The 13,897-nt window shown below is 63.0% G+C and carries 14 protein-coding genes and 2 pseudogenes; 1 reads left to right on the plus strand and 15 read right to left on the minus strand.

Features of this window, described 5'->3' with window-relative positions:
* Positions 1-231 precede the first annotated feature (231 nt).
* Positions 232-1,110 (plus strand): Bug family tripartite tricarboxylate transporter substrate binding protein, encoded by an 879-nt coding sequence (locus ACFXS9_RS25375; RefSeq protein ID WP_392693271.1) that lies wholly within the window; start codon positions 232-234, stop codon positions 1,108-1,110.
* A gap of 318 nt (positions 1,111-1,428) precedes the next feature.
* Here ACFXS9_RS25375 and rpiB read toward each other — a convergent pair whose 3' ends face one another.
* The 15 genes and pseudogenes from rpiB to ACFXS9_RS25450 form a co-directional block, all read right to left on the minus strand.
* Positions 1,429-1,875, minus strand: a complete 447-nt coding sequence (rpiB, locus tag ACFXS9_RS25380; RefSeq protein WP_392693273.1) for a ribose 5-phosphate isomerase B — start codon at positions 1,873-1,875, stop codon at positions 1,429-1,431.
* A gap of 57 nt (positions 1,876-1,932) precedes the next feature.
* A complete protein-coding gene (locus ACFXS9_RS25385) occupies positions 1,933-2,730 on the minus strand; it encodes a transporter substrate-binding domain-containing protein (protein WP_392693276.1) in 798 nt (265 codons plus the stop codon).
* Between the two features lie 17 nt (positions 2,731-2,747).
* Positions 2,748-3,503: an amino acid ABC transporter ATP-binding protein gene (locus tag ACFXS9_RS25390; protein WP_392693279.1), complete on the minus strand. Its 756-nt coding sequence runs from the start codon at positions 3,501-3,503 to the stop codon at positions 2,748-2,750.
* A 2-nt stretch (positions 3,504-3,505) separates the two neighbouring features.
* Positions 3,506-4,174: an amino acid ABC transporter permease gene (locus ACFXS9_RS25395; protein WP_392693282.1), complete on the minus strand. Its 669-nt coding sequence runs from the start codon at positions 4,172-4,174 to the stop codon at positions 3,506-3,508.
* 8 nt (positions 4,175-4,182) lie between these two features.
* Positions 4,183-4,866, minus strand: a complete 684-nt coding sequence (locus ACFXS9_RS25400) for an amino acid ABC transporter permease (RefSeq protein ID WP_392693285.1) — start codon at positions 4,864-4,866, stop codon at positions 4,183-4,185.
* Between the two features lie 10 nt (positions 4,867-4,876).
* Positions 4,877-5,776 carry an NAD(P)-dependent oxidoreductase gene (locus ACFXS9_RS25405; protein WP_392693287.1) on the minus strand — a complete coding sequence of 300 codons (900 nt, stop codon included), beginning with the start codon at positions 5,774-5,776 and terminating at the stop codon, positions 4,877-4,879.
* Positions 5,777-5,822: 46 nt separating this feature from the next.
* The gene (locus tag ACFXS9_RS25410; protein ID WP_392693290.1) at positions 5,823-6,500 is read right to left on the minus strand and encodes a FadR/GntR family transcriptional regulator; all 678 of its coding nucleotides are present in this window, start codon (positions 6,498-6,500) and stop codon (positions 5,823-5,825) included.
* 196 nt (positions 6,501-6,696) lie between these two features.
* Positions 6,697-7,044, minus strand: a complete 348-nt coding sequence (locus ACFXS9_RS25415) for a RidA family protein (protein WP_392693293.1) — start codon at positions 7,042-7,044, stop codon at positions 6,697-6,699.
* 18 nt (positions 7,045-7,062) lie between these two features.
* The gene (locus ACFXS9_RS25420; protein WP_392693296.1) at positions 7,063-8,184 is read right to left on the minus strand and encodes an NAD(P)/FAD-dependent oxidoreductase; all 1,122 of its coding nucleotides are present in this window, start codon (positions 8,182-8,184) and stop codon (positions 7,063-7,065) included.
* Positions 8,181-9,597: pseudogene (locus tag ACFXS9_RS25425) on the minus strand (NAD(P)/FAD-dependent oxidoreductase). The gene ACFXS9_RS25420 and the pseudogene ACFXS9_RS25425 overlap by 4 nt, the downstream one beginning before the upstream one ends.
* Positions 9,594-9,890 (minus strand): (2Fe-2S)-binding protein, encoded by a 297-nt coding sequence (locus ACFXS9_RS25430; protein WP_392693299.1) that lies wholly within the window; start codon positions 9,888-9,890, stop codon positions 9,594-9,596. Before ACFXS9_RS25430 ends, ACFXS9_RS25425 begins: the two are co-directional and overlap by 4 nt.
* Before the next feature lie 46 nt (positions 9,891-9,936).
* Positions 9,937-11,077, minus strand: a pseudogene (locus ACFXS9_RS25435) (NAD(P)/FAD-dependent oxidoreductase).
* An 8-nt stretch (positions 11,078-11,085) separates the two neighbouring features.
* Entirely contained in the window at positions 11,086-11,892 is an 807-nt protein-coding gene (locus ACFXS9_RS25440) for an ABC transporter permease (protein ID WP_392693302.1), read from the minus strand.
* Positions 11,889-12,797: an ABC transporter permease gene (locus ACFXS9_RS25445; protein WP_392693305.1), complete on the minus strand. Its 909-nt coding sequence runs from the start codon at positions 12,795-12,797 to the stop codon at positions 11,889-11,891. The genes ACFXS9_RS25440 and ACFXS9_RS25445 overlap by 4 nt, the downstream gene beginning before the upstream one ends.
* Complete coding sequence (locus tag ACFXS9_RS25450; RefSeq protein WP_392693308.1) at positions 12,794-13,837, minus strand: ABC transporter ATP-binding protein; 1,044 nt, start codon at positions 13,835-13,837, stop codon at positions 12,794-12,796. The genes ACFXS9_RS25445 and ACFXS9_RS25450 overlap by 4 nt, the downstream gene beginning before the upstream one ends.
* Between the last annotated feature and the right edge of the window lie 60 nt (positions 13,838-13,897).

Consider the following 13,897-nt stretch of genomic DNA (forward strand, 5'->3'; position numbering starts at 1 on the left):
GGAAGGGTTCGAAATTTTACCTGTCATTGACATATTTACGTCTGGCAAAATATCCTTCGGGAACGCTCGGTCGATCCTCGGGCTGACCGACTTTCTTGCTGCAATACCACTCGTCAGAGACCGGAGAACGAAATGACGTCTCGTATTCTCGCAAGACTCGCCGTGGTGGCCGTGACGCTCGGCTTGCTTAGTGGCGCTGCGACGGCGCAAGACAAGTGGCCATCGAGGCCCGTGACGGTCATCGTGCCGTTCGCCGCCGGCGGCAACACGGACGTCATGGCGCGCATTTTTGCAGAGCAACTGACGAAGCGGCTCGGCCAGCAGTTCGTCGTCGAGAACAGGCCCGGTGCGGGCGGGGTCAACGGCCTGCACGGGATGACGCGCGCGGCGCCGGACGGCTACACCGTTGCGGTAGCAACCTCCGGTGGAATCGCTATCAATCCTGTACTGATCAAGGACAAGATCCCGTACAACGTCGAGAAAGACTTCACCTACCTCTATGGCATGGCAGCGCAGCCGAACATCTGGCTCGTCAATCCGTCCGTCCCGGCCAACACCATGGCGGAGCTGATCGCCTGGCTGAAGGCGAACCCGGAGACGCCGTATGCGACATCTGGCCCCGGCACGACGCAGCATATCTGCGGTGCGATGCTGGAGGACGCCGCGGGGCTCAAGATGACGGCCGTCACCTACCGCGCATCAAACCTCAGCATCCAGGATCTGATTGGTGGTCAGATCCGGCTCGCCTGCGACAACTTCGCCGTGGCATACGAGCAGGTGAAAGCCGGCAAGCTGCGTGCCGTCTCGATCACGTCGCCTGGGCCCTATCCACTCGCCAAGGAGATCGAGCCGACAGCCGCGACCCTACCGGGCTTCGAACTGATGCCGGCATTCGGCTGGGTCGGCCCCGCCAACATGCCGCCCGACATCGTGAAGAAGCTCATTGAAGAGCTTGTCGCGGTCGGCAAGATCCCCGAAGTCCGCACCGCACTCGAAAAGTTTGGTGTACTCCAGACCGAATTGCCAGGTCCGGCCTACGCCGAGGCGCTCGCCAAGGAGCGTGCAGGGTACGCACGTGTGATCGAGCGTGCCGGGATCAAGGTGCCCTGAGCGCCGGACAACCGCAGATTTGGTGGCGGGAGAGCGACTCGAACCCCCGAGGCTATCCGGTGGGCGCCAATTGCGCACAAGTGCATCATTTCGACTGGTTGTCCGATTTGTTCGCCGTAATACCCTATTCTACGATGAGGGCGTAACAGACCTGATCGCTCACGGCCTTGCGAAGGCTTTCATTGAGCTTCGCCACAATCTCGGGCGATGCGCCTGCCGGCATGGCGATTCCAACTCAGGATTTGACATCGAAGCCTGGAAGCTGTGACGCGACGCGAACCGAACACAAGGACCGTCGCACACTCCTAAGCCAAGGCCTCAGCCTTCGGCATCCATTTCGTGAAGCTTCTTGACGCGTCGCCGGAAATCCTCCTCCGTCGAAAATTCGGCCGCAAGAAACGAGGAGATCAGATCGTTGGCGAGCCACGGTCCAACGATCTGGGCGCCAATGCACATGACATTCACGTCATCATGCTCGACGCTCTGATGGGCCGAATGGACATCGTGACAGACCGCGGCGCGGATACCCTTCATCTTGTTGGCCGCAATCGAGGCACCAACACCGGTGCCGCACACCATGATGCCGCGGGCGACCTCTCCGGAGATGATCTTCCCCGCGACTGCCCGTGCGATATCCGGAAAATCCACCGGATTTTCGTCATACGATCCGACATCGACGACCTCATGTCCGAGGCTGCGCACGTGATCGATGACAGCCTTCTTGAGCGACCAGCCGGCATGGTCGGATCCTATGACGAGACGCATCTAGTTTTCCTCATGTGATTGGCGGCGGCCGTGACGGCCGCCACGGATTTATGTCGTTCAGCCGCGCATATCGGGTGGCAGTTCGACACCGTGGAATTTCTTGTAGATGGCGTTGAGCTTGCCGTTCTTGACGTTTTCGGTGACCCACGCGTTGAGCTTCTCCAGAAGCCGGGGCTCGCCCTTCTTCAGGCCGATGGCGAGATCGAAGCTAGCGAGCGGGATCTTGGACTCGAAGATGCGTGCCGGATTCTTGACGCCGATCTGGTTGATGATCGTGGCCGACGAACCGATGCAATCGACCTGGCCGGAGACGGCAGCCGTCACCCCGGTGGCATCGTCGTCATAGCGCGCGATCTTCAGTTCCTTGTCCTTCATGTTCGACAGCATCGTATCCTGCGTGGTGCCGCGCGAAACGCCCACGGTCTTGTCCTTCAGGTCCGGCCAGTCCTTCACGTTCAGTGACTTCAGGCAGCCGATATCCGATTGCAGCGTTGCGTAGCGCTTGGAGAAATCGATCACCTTTGCCCGCTCGGGTGTGACCGATAGAGTGGAAATGATGATATCCGCCTTGCCGGTCTGCACGTTCGGAATCCGCGTTGCGCCGGTCGTCTGGATGAACTCCAGCTCGAGTCCCCAATCCTTAGCCAGCAACTGAGCAACCTCGACATCAGAGCCGGTCGGCTTCATGCTGCTGTCCATCATGCCGGACGGGGGAATGGCAAGGTCCGTCGAGATGCGAATCTTCTTGGCCTTCGTGATGTCATCGAGCAAGTCGGCCTGCGCCGGCCCAGCCGCCAGCACGACAAGGCAGCATACAGCGACGGCGCTGCCCAGGATCTTTCGGTTTCCGATCATTGGGTTTTCCTCTCCTGTTATGATTTTAGATTGCCCGTCCCCACGAACTGGACGAGTTCCGGCGTCGTCGGCGCCGTCAGGATCGAGGCAGGCCCGGTTTCGTGAACTTTGCCGCGATGCATGAAGACGATCCGATCGGCGATGCTCCTTGCAAATCCCATTTCATGCGTGACCATCACCATGGTCATGCCATCGGCTGCGAGCTGTTCGATCACCTTCAGGACTTCGCCGGTCAGTTCGGGATCGAGCGCCGACGTCACCTCGTCGAACAGCATGACCTTGGGCTGCATGGCGAGCGAACGCGCGATGGCGGCGCGTTGCTGCTGACCACCGGATAGTTGCTCCGGATAGGCGTAAATCTTCTCTTCGAGACCGACCTGCGCCAGCACCTTGTGCGCCAGCGCTTTCGCTTCGGACAGACCTATTCGTTTCACCGAGCAAGGCGCCAGCGTGATGTTCTGCTCGATCGTGAGATGCGGAAACAGGTTGTAGCTCTGGAATACGATGCCGACATCCTGTCGCAGACCCCGCAGATCGACGTCTGGACGATCAACCCTGCGTCCGCAGACGGTGATCTCGCCGCCGTCGACCTTCTCGAACCGGTCGATGCAGCGTAGCGCGGTGCTCTTGCCAGAACCCGACCTGCCAATAATGGCAAGGACCTCGCCGCGCTCGACGGCAAAGCTCACGCCATCGAGCACCTTCAACGTGCCAAAGCTCTTTTGCACGTCGCGGAGCGACACGATGGGTGCGGAAGGCGCGGTTTGCTTCATGTTCAGGCCGGAGCGAGGTGAGTCCTGCCACGTCCCATCCGCCGCTCCAGCTTCTGGCTGAACAGGGACAGGGGATAGCACATGGCGAAATAGACGGCGGCGATGATGGCGTAGACGATGAATGGCTCGAACAGCGAGTTGTTGACGATCTGTCCTGAGCGCATCAGTTCGACGAAACCGACGACCGAAGCGAGTGAAGTGTTCTTGACGATCTGCACCATGAAACCGACGGTGGGCGGCGTCGCGATGCGGATCGCCTGCGGCAGGATCACCTTCATCATGCGCTGGGTTCGGCTCAGCGCCAAGCCTTCGGCCGCTTCCCATTGCGGTTTTGGAACGGACTGGATCGAGCCACGCCAGATCTCGCCGAGATAGGCGGCGACATAGAGGGTGAGCGAAGCGCCGGCGGCAGCAAGCGGCGACATCTTGAGGCCAATTGCTGCCAGTCCAAAATAGCCGAGGAACAGGATGACGAGGAGCGGCGTGCCCTGGATCAGTTGCACATAGGCGGCGCTGAGAAGTCGCACCGACTTGATTGGAGAGATGCGCGCGAGCGCGACCACGAAGCCGACGATACCGCCACCAACGAGCGCGATCAGGGAAAGCCCGATCGTCCATAGCGCGCCGTGGCCGAGGAAAAGCAGGTGGTTGATATTGAGATGTCCGCCCATGCCCTACCTCACAACGGCGTGCCAAGTTGGCGCTGGCGCGGAAACAGGACCAGGCCGAGCCCCCAGAAGCCCGCGCGCAGGACCAGCGACAGCAGAATGTAGAGCACGGCGACGATAATGTAGGTCTCGAACGCTCGATAGGTATCCGACTGGATGTAGTTGGCCACGGCCGTCAATTCCTCGGCTGATATCTGCGAGCAGACCGACGAGGCGAGCATCAACAGGACGAATTGGCTGGTCAGCGCCGGATAGACCTTCTCCACTGCGGGCAGCAGGATGATGTGCCAATAGATCTGGAAGCGCGAAAGGGCGAGCCCTTCGGCCGCCTCGATCTGCCCACGTGGGATGGCTTCGAAACCCGCACGCATAATCTCGGCAGTGTAGGCGCCGACATTGATCGTCAGGGCAACCACCGCAACGGTGAAGGCTGACAGCTTCAGTCCGATGCTGGCAAATCCGAAATAGACCAGGAATATCTGGACCAGCAGCGGCGTATTGCGGATGGCTTCCACGTAGACTTTGCAGATGCGGGCAATCAGCCGGCTATGGGTTCCGCGCCCTACGGCCGCAAGCGTGCCGAGAAGCGCGCCGGAAACCGTTGCGAGGAGCGCGAGTTCGAGCGTCAGAACGGCGCCTTCGAGAAAGTTCGGCCACCGTTCCAGCACCGCGGGAAAGTCGAGTTCGATGCTCATCGCGACAGGATCATCCAGTGCTCTGATTGGTCATGCGGTCGTAGACACGAAACAGGGCTTGATTGCCGTTCGCGCCTTCGCCGTGCGCCCGCGCGTCGACATATTGGCTGGTGACGAGTGCAGTTCCGGGCAGTGGCACGTTCAGTGCCTGCGCATGCTCGTGCACCAGCCTGAGGTCCTTGAGCATCAGGTCGATCCGAAAGCCGGCGCCAACGTCGCCTTCGATCATCGCCGGACCGAGCTTGTCCAACATCCAGGACGAGGCTGAGCCGCCCAACAGGACCCGGCGAAGCAAGTCCAGATCGACGCCGGAGGCGCGCCCCAAAGCGAGCGCTTCGCAAATTGCCTGGATGTTGATGCCGCAAATCAGTTGATTGCAGAGCTTGACCGTTTGTCCAGCGCCGGAAGCGCCGACATGCGTGATGGTGGTGCCCATCGCCCTAAAGAACGGTTCGGCCTTGTCGAAGGCTTCCGCTTCGCCGCCGGCCATGATCGACAGCGCCGCATTCTTGGCGCCGAGAGGGCCGCCGGACACCGGTGCATCGATGAAGCTGACGCCGGCCTGTCTCAGATCGCCATGGATGCGGCGGGCCGCGACCGGCGAGATCGTGCTCATATCCACGATGAGATTGCCGGGAGGCGGAAATTTCAAAAGGCCGTTCTCGCCATAGACCACCGCCTCGACATCGGGCGTGTCAGGCAGCATCGTGATGACGATGTCGGCATCACGCGCGGCGTCTGCCGCATGCTGCGCACGGGCGGCGCCGGCCTTCGCGACGTCTGCGACGGCGGCCTCGTTGAGGTCGAAGGCACGGACCGAGTATCCTGCCTTCAGCAGGTTGCGGACCATTTCCCGGCCCATCGTGCCAATGCCGATGAAGCCAACGCTTCCCTTGCCGTCCCGTCCCATCTATTCGCTCTCGTCTTATTGTTGTTCGATCGCGTTGCAGTCAGCGCTACGCCTTTCGGACATCGGTCCCGCCGACCAGCGCACGCCTGCGGTATTCATCGCCGATCTCGAAATGCTTTCGCAGCGTCGCATCGGCTCGTTCCGGATCACGTGCGACAACAGCTTCGAAGATGCGCCTGTGGTCGTCGACCAGATACGTCTTCATCGAAGGAAATGACTGCACGAGCTCGCGGCGGCTGCGATGCGAATGCGTCAGGAGCCCCGCCAACGAATTGTGAAGGACGGTCAGGGTTTCCGAATGTGAGGCGAGCACGATCGTGCGGTGAAATTCGAAGTCGGCCATGCCGCCCGCATCGGCCTCGTCGATCGTCGCTTCGATTTGCGCGAGCGCCCGCTGCAGACGTTCGAAATCGGCAATGCCGGCGCGCTCACAGGCGAGCCTGATCGCTTGGCACTCGATCGCGACGCGGGCCTGCATCACGTCGTCGAGCATGTCCGCCTGCTGGGCGAGCGCGAAGGTGAAGAAGTCATTGAGGACCGAAACGTCCGGCCGCGTCACAACGGTGCCGATGCGGTCGCGTATTTCGACGATGCCGAGCACGGTTAGCGCGCGCAACGCTTCGCGAACGATCGGTCGGCTGACACCAAGCTGACTTGCGAGTTCGCGTTCGGAGATCAGGCGGTCGCCGGGCTTGAGCGACCCTGCGAGCAGGCGCTCCCGCAAGAAGGCAAAAACCTTCTCGAATCCTTGTCTCCCTCGGCGGGCCGCGTGAGTTCCATCCCCGGTCCTATTGATCTGACCTTGGTCAGACCAGTAGGATGACCAGACCCTGGGCGTCAAGTCCTTTAATGGCGCAGCGGTACGGGCCTGGGCTATGGAGACGGAGGTCGGTCAGAAACGGGCATGCAGTCGTCAGGGCTCAGCCCTTCGCTGCGGTGACCACCACTTCGACCAAGGCGCCGCCGCCAAGATCGGCCACACCGACCGTTGCCCGCGCCGGCAGATCATCGCCGAAGAATTCAGTCCAGGCCGCGTCCATCTCCTTTTTCTTGGAGAGATCCGTCACGAAGATCGAGGCGCTGACGACGCGGGATACATCCGTTCCCGCTTCCTTCAGATAACCCGCAATCTTGCCGAGGATGTTGCGGGTCTGCTCGCCCATCGACACGCTGGTGTTGTCGGCAATCGTGCCGCCGACGAATACAAACCCGCTGGCTTCGACCGCGCGGTGCATGATCGGCGTGCGGATATTGCGGATGATGTTCATGATGTCCTCATCTTGGTTTTAGGGTGAGAAGGGATGAAAGCGGTCGATGCTGAGATCGCCGATCCGCGTCTGGGTGCCGCCGCTGACGACGAGTTCCGTCATCACGGCGCCAGCGCCGGGGCCAAGTTGGAAGCCGTGCAGCGAAAAGCCGAACTGATGAAAGAGTCCCGGATGGCGTCCACTCGGACCGAGTACAGGTAGCTCATCGCGCGTCCGCGCCTCGATGCCGGCCCAGGCGCGCACGATGGTGGCGCTGCGCATCACGGGGAAGAGCTCGAACACGGTACGTGCGCTCACGGCCAGACTGCGCCAGTCCAGCACGGTTTCATTTCGGTCCTGGTGCGGTGTCGCCAGATGCCCGCCGCCGATCAGCACGGTACCGTTGGCGAACTGTTTGAAGGAGAGTTTGCGGCCCCGCAGGATCACCACCGGATCGATGAAATGCGGCACGCGGGAAGTGATCATCAGCATCGGCGCCACCGTCTCAACCGGCACCGGCTCACCAAGCGCAGCGGCAATCCGGCCGGCCCATGCCCCGGCAGCATTGACGAGCACCGGCGCCGCATAGGTATTGGCGCCGACATCCACCCGCCACAGCCCGTCTTGCTTTCGAATGTTGGTCGCTGCCACACCTTCACAGACGGTTGCGCCGAGCGCGGCTGCCTTGCGGCGGAAGGCGGTGGTGGTTCTGGCTGGTTCGGCCGCGCCGTCGCGCCGCGACACCACGCCGCCAGGGCAGCTCTCGGCCACTGCCGGCACCAGCCGTCGCAGCTCCGGCCCATCGATCAGCTCCTCGTGGGTGAAGCCGAGCGCGTTCAGCTCGGCGACGCGCGCGCGACACGCATCGAATTCGGCGTCGTTTTCGGCGACCAGCACCTGGCCGTGACTTTCGAAGCCGCAGGCGTCGTCGACCAGTTCTTCGATCCGTTCCCAGATTCCCATCGAGCGGATCGCGAGCGGGATCTCGGCGATATGCCTTGCGAGTTGACGAACGCCGCCGGCATTCACGCCTGAGGCATGGCGGCCCGCATAATCTTTCTCGATCAGCGCCGGCTTCATGCCCGCGAGGCACACGTGAAGCGCGGTCGAGCATCCGTGGATGCCGCCACCGACGATGATGGCATCCGCGAGCTTCGTCATCCGCGCACCACCGCGTTGACGTCGGCCTCTGTCTTCGGCACCCCCGCTAACTCGGCGAGCGTGATCGGCTTGACCGGTGCGCGAAGCCGGTAATAGCCGATCTCCTGAGGTCTTGCCGCGGGCCTGCGCCATCAGTTCGGTGACGGTCAGACCGCAGAGCCGGCCCTGGCAGGGCCCCATGCCGGTGCGGCGATAAGCCTTGAGCTGGTTGGGACCGGTCGCACCGATCGCGACGGCATCGAGAACGTCCTTGGCCGTGACCTCCTCGCAGCGACAGACGATGGTGTCTCCTGAAGGGACGCGGAACTGCCGGGCCGGGCGGAATAGCGTGTCGAGGAAGGCACGACCGCGCTCGGCTTGGGCCAGCGCTGCCCTGAAGGTTGCCATCGGCGGGGGCTTGGTAGCAGCGGCGGGCGCCAGCGCTTCCACCGAAGCCCGTGCAGCGATACGGCCACGAACAACAGCGGCTTCGGCGCCGCCGATCCCGGCACCATCGCCAGCGATCGCGATGCCCTCGACCGATGTGTTACCGTCCTGATCGAGAACCGGCGACCAGCAGAGCTGCAAGTCGTCCCAACCGTGCTCGACCCCGGCCGCCATCGCAAGATTGACGTTTGGCACCACGCCGTGGTGAAGCAGCAACAACTCAGCCGGAATCGTCTCGTGTCGGCCGCCGACCGCATAGGTCACGGTTGCGAGCTGGCCGTCACCAGAGGCAACGAGTTCGTTCACTCCAGTGACTACTGGCACTTTCGCCCGCACTTCCCGCATCATGGCAAGGCCCTTAGCGAAATAGGGCGAGGTCATGAAGGCGAAGGCGTGGGGCAGCGCGGCAAAATAGTTTCGACGCTCGGTCGTATCGAGAACGCGGTCGATGCGGCCGCCAAGCCGCAGGATCTGCGCCGCGAGCAACCAAAGCAGCGGTCCCTGGCCGGCGATCACCGTCCGCCCATCCGGCACTAGCCCTGAGGACTTTAGCATCGTCTGCGCGGCGCCTGCGGTCATCACCCCAGGAAGGGTCCAGCCGGGAATCGGAAACGGTCGTTCAAGCGCACCCGTCGCCAGAATTACACGACGCGCCTTGACGAAGGACGACACGCCGCCGACCGACACACCGACCTCGAGATTCCGGTCAAGGCTCCAGACTGTTGCGCGCTGGATGATCTCGGCACTGCTCGATCGCACTGCGTCGACAGGGTCCGCGCCCGCCCAATAGTCGACGCCGAGGTAGTCGCGTTCGGTCACCGGGGTCGAGGTGATGGCGCGCCAGACCTGACCGCCGGGACCGGCATTCTCGTCGAGCAGCAGCGTCGACAGGCCGGCCTCGGCCGTGGTCCCAGCGGCGGCGAGCCCAGCCGGCCCTGCCCCGATGACCACGACGTCATAGCTATCGCGCTTGGGCGTAGCATTCATCGGCCGATCTCCCTCTTGCCCTTCTGGATCTCGATCTGCATGCCCTCGGCAACAGGCACCAGGCAGCCTTGGCGATTGCCGACACCATCGATCGTGACGAGGCAGTCGAAGCACACGCCCATCATGCAATAGGGCAAGCGCGGCGCGCCGCTCACTGCGGTCGCGCGGCGCACGTCACGGCCGCAAGCGAGCAGCGCAGCGGAAACCGTATCGCCCTCGCGCGCCTCGACAACGGCACCGTCCACGACGATGTGCACCGGTCTTCTATCGTCCTGATCGGATCGTTTGAACATTGCAATGCCTCTTCGCCGCTTCTCTCGCGTTCGGGTCGTGTCGATGTCAGTAGTAGCCGCTGCCTGTCGCAGCATGGTTCGCGTCGAAGCGGCGGGCCGAGAATGCGCCGACAAGTTCGGGCTCGAGCGCGCCTTGCGCCACCATCCGGGCAATCTCGAAGGCGTGGTTGGAGGCGAGCGTGACGCCGGAATGACAGCAGGTGACGAAAGCGCCCGGCGCGCTCTCCGACTGATCGTAGATCGGAAAGCCGTCCTGCGGCATCACGCGGATGCCGGACCAGGTCCGCACGACGTTCAGCCGGGCCAGATGAGGAAACATGCGCTGCGCGCGATCCGCCATCACGGCGCTCACCGAATGGTTCAGCGTGCGATCGTCGAGCTGATCTTCCTTGCTGTCGCCAATCATCACCGTGCCCTCATCGGTCTGGCGAATGGTGGTCAGCGGATGCGGCAGGAACGGCATGGTGCGCTCGGTCACCACGATCTGGCCGCGGGTCGGTCCCATCGGCGCCGACAGACCGACCATCGGTGCCAGCGATTGGTTGGCGTTGCCGGCGGAGAGCACGACCTTGCCGGCGCGGATCTCCCCCTGCGGTGTCGACAACCGGAATTCCCCGTCGCTCCGGACGATCGCCGAGACCGGCCGCTCAGGAAAATAGTCGACGCCGAACAACTTCAGCCCGGTGTGGAAGGCGCGGAAAGTGCGCAGTGAATTCACATGCCCGTCCAGCGGGCAGAAGCTGCCGCCCGATACCTCGGGGCCGATTAGCGGCAGCATCTTTCTGACCTCCGACGCCGAGAGCATCTCCATCTTGTAGTCAGCCGCGCCCACCTGATTGTGCATGCGCGTGACAAGCTGCGCGCGCTGGGCGAACTCGTCCTCGCCCAGGGTCAGGTGAAAGCCGCCATTCTGCTGCAGGGCGACGTCAAGCCCGGTCTGATCTTTCAATTCGGCAGCGAGCTTGCTCCAGGTTTCGGACGCCCGCACCGTCCAGCCGGTGTAGGCCGGCATCCCTAGCCCCTTGCTCTGCACCCAGACGAGCGCGAAGTTGGCCCGTGAGGCGCGCTTGGCGATGTCGCCTTCGTCGAGGACGACGACCTTTTTGGCCGAGCCGGCCAAGACCCCAGGCAATAGCGGAGCCGAGCAGGCCGCCGCCCACGACAGCGACGTCATATTCCTTTGGCATGGCTTCTCCTAGCGCCCTGGATCGCTCTTGCCGGCGAGTACGCGCTCGAGGCCGTAGAAGCGGTCGAGCAGGATCAGGGCGGTCATGGTGATCGCGATCACGCTGGCCGAGACCGAGGTCACCAGCGGATCGATGTTGTCCTGAATGTACAGGAACATGCGAACGGGCAGCGTCTCGGTCCCTGGCGTGGCCAGGAAAACGGTCATGGTCAAATCGTCGAAGGACTGAATGAAGGCCAGCGCCCAGCCGCTGATGACGCCTGGCAAGATCAGCGGCAAGGTCACGCGGCGAAACAACGTCCAACCGCCGGCGCCGAGCGAGACCGCCGCCATCTCGACAGAACGGTCCATGCCGGTTGCCGCGGCCAGCGTCAGCCGCAATGCGAACGGGAATACCACCACGACATGGGCGATGAGCAGGCCTGCGAAACTGCCGCCGATGCCGATCGCCGTGAAAAAGCGCAGGAAGGCGATGCCGAGCACGACATGCGGGATCATCAACGGCGACAGGAACAACGCTGCGACGGCGTCGCGACCTCGAAAACTGTAACGGGCGATCGCAAGCGCCGCCGGCACCGCAAACAGGAGCGCCACCAACGAGGACAGCGCACCTAAGCCGAGGCTTACCCAGAAGGCATGGACGAACTCGGGATAGCTCGCGATCTTCCTGAACCAGCGTAGCGAAAAACTGGTCGTGGGCAGCGACAGGTAGCCCTCGGGCGTGAAAGCGACGAGGCAGACCACCACGATCGGCGCCAGCATGACGACAACGAAGATCGTATGGAAGATGAGCGCGAGCGGACCGTTCGTCCTCATCGGAACACCTCGGCATAGCGTCGCTCGATCAGCGCATTGCTGCCGACGACGATCAGCACAAGCGCTACCAGCAGCAGGACCGCTACCGCTGCGCCGAGCGGCCAGTCCAGGGTGTTGAGAAACTCGTCATAAGCGAGCGTCGCCGCGACCTTGAGCCGGCGGCCCCCAATGATGGCGGGCGTCGCAAAAGCGCTGGCGGAAAGCGAGAAAACGATGATCGCGCCCGACAACACGCCCGGCATGATCTGCGGCAGAACGATGCGGCGAATGATCGTGAACGGGTTGGCACCGAGCGACAGGGCCGCGTTCTCGATTTGCGGGTCGAGGCGCTGCAGCGCGGTCCAGACCGACAGCACCATGAACGGCATCATCACATGCGCGAGTGCGATGACCATGCCGGTCTCGGTGAACATGAAGGGCAGCGGGGAGCCGATCAGCCCAAGCGACATCAGAAGCTTGTTGACGAGGCCATTGTTGCCGCCGAACAGCAGCGCCCAACCCAGCGTGCGCGCCACCACAGAGATCAGCAATGGACCAAGGATCACGAGCAGGAAAAAGCTCTTCCAGCGTCCGCTCATGCGGTTCAGGATGTAAGCCTCCGGCGCGCCGAGCAATGCGGTGATCAGCGTCGTCAGCAGTGCGATGCGGAAGGTCCGCCAGAACATCTCGGCAAAATAGGGATCGGTCGCGACTTCAATCCAGTTCTTGAGGATGAAGACCGGCTCGATGCCCTTGTACTGGCCCCAGTCGTGGAATGAGAGCATCACCGTCATGGCGAGCGGGATCACCAGGACACCGACGAACAGCATCAGCGCCGGCGCGGTCAGCGCCCATGGCGCGTGCCTGTCACGCGCGTCCACCGTCGCCGCAGTTCTCGCGGGAGTAATGTCGATGGCCGTGCTCATGCGGCACCTCCGGCGCTGCGCAGACTCATGTCTTCCGGCCGCCAGGCGAGCCGAACGGCCTCGCCCTCGGCGGGCTGCGGCTGGCCGTCGTTTTGGCGGATTACAATCACAGAGCCGCATTCGCTCTCGCACTGGAACAGCCAGTGATTGCCTTGGAAGATGCGGGTGGCAATCTTTGCCGCGAGTCCCGCGTCGCCGAAGCCGATCCGCTCGGGGCGGATGCTGACCGTAACCGGACCCGCGAGGCCAGCCGGTGCTGGCGCGCTCCAGGAGCCGGCGGTCAGTCGCCGTGGAGTAGCGGTAACGTCAATCGTCGCGGCGAAATCATTTGTCTTGCCGAGAAACTGGGACACGAAGGCCGAGGCCGGCCGCTCATACGTCTCCTGCGGTGTGCCGATCTGCTCGATGCGGCCCTGGTTCATCACCACGATCCGGTCGGACAGCGACATCGCCTCGTTCTGGTCGTGGGTGACGAGGATAGTGGTAGTGCCAAGATTGCGCTGGATCTGGCGCAGCTCGATCTGCATGTCCTCGCGCAACTTGGCGTCCAGATTAGATAGCGGCTCATCGAGGAGCAGCACGCTCGGCCGGATCACGAGCGCCCGGGCGAGCGCCACGCGCTGCTGCTGGCCGCCGGACATCCGCCGCGGAAAACGCTCCTCGTAACCGGCGAGTCCGACCATCGCCAGCGCGGCGCGGACCCGCTCGCGGCACTCGGCCCGCGCCACACGCCGCATCTCGAGGCCAAAGGCGACGTTCTCCGCCGCAGTCATATGCGGAAACAGCGCATAGCTCTGGAATACGATCCCGAGCCCGCGCTTTGCCGGCGGCACAGCGGTCAGGTCGCGTCCCTCGAGCCGGATCCCGCCACGCGAGGGATGGAGGAAACCTGCGATCATCTGCAGCGTCGTGGTCTTTCCGCAACCCGACGGACCGAGGAAGGAGACGAACTCGCCCTTGCCAACCCTGAGACTGAAGTCATCGACGACAGCCTGCGGGCCGAACTGTTTTGCAACACGGTCGAGTTCAAGAAAGGACATGAATGCTTCCGGGGCTACTAGCAAAGATCGATGGTAGACCTGCGGCGCTGCGTGGAAGCG

Origin of the sequence: Bradyrhizobium sp. RDI18 (assembly GCF_043203335.1) — a bacterium.
In the GTDB taxonomy this organism is placed as follows: domain Bacteria; phylum Pseudomonadota; class Alphaproteobacteria; order Rhizobiales; family Xanthobacteraceae; genus Bradyrhizobium; species Bradyrhizobium retamae.

Bases quoted from the DNA above. Each gene is read 5' to 3' on its own strand.
- rpiB (WP_392693273.1), bottom strand. From the start codon at position 1,875: ATGCGTCTCGTCATAGGATCCGACCATGCCGGCTGGTCGCTCAAGAAG.
- ACFXS9_RS25385 (WP_392693276.1), bottom strand. From the start codon at position 2,730: ATGATCGGAAACCGAAAGATCCTGGGCAGCGCCGTCGCTGTATGCTGC.
- ACFXS9_RS25390 (WP_392693279.1), bottom strand. From the start codon at position 3,503: ATGAAGCAAACCGCGCCTTCCGCACCCATCGTGTCGCTCCGCGACGTG.
- ACFXS9_RS25395 (WP_392693282.1), bottom strand. From the start codon at position 4,174: ATGGGCGGACATCTCAATATCAACCACCTGCTTTTCCTCGGCCACGGC.
- ACFXS9_RS25400 (WP_392693285.1), bottom strand. From the start codon at position 4,866: ATGAGCATCGAACTCGACTTTCCCGCGGTGCTGGAACGGTGGCCGAAC.
- ACFXS9_RS25405 (WP_392693287.1), bottom strand. From the start codon at position 5,776: ATGGGACGGGACGGCAAGGGAAGCGTTGGCTTCATCGGCATTGGCACG.
- ACFXS9_RS25415 (WP_392693293.1), bottom strand. From the start codon at position 7,044: ATGAACATCATCCGCAATATCCGCACGCCGATCATGCACCGCGCGGTC.
- ACFXS9_RS25420 (WP_392693296.1), bottom strand. From the start codon at position 8,184: ATGACGAAGCTCGCGGATGCCATCATCGTCGGTGGCGGCATCCACGGA.
- ACFXS9_RS25430 (WP_392693299.1), bottom strand. From the start codon at position 9,890: ATGTTCAAACGATCCGATCAGGACGATAGAAGACCGGTGCACATCGTC.
- ACFXS9_RS25440 (WP_392693302.1), bottom strand. From the start codon at position 11,892: ATGAGGACGAACGGTCCGCTCGCGCTCATCTTCCATACGATCTTCGTT.
- ACFXS9_RS25445 (WP_392693305.1), bottom strand. From the start codon at position 12,797: ATGAGCACGGCCATCGACATTACTCCCGCGAGAACTGCGGCGACGGTG.
- ACFXS9_RS25450 (WP_392693308.1), bottom strand. From the start codon at position 13,837: ATGTCCTTTCTTGAACTCGACCGTGTTGCAAAACAGTTCGGCCCGCAG.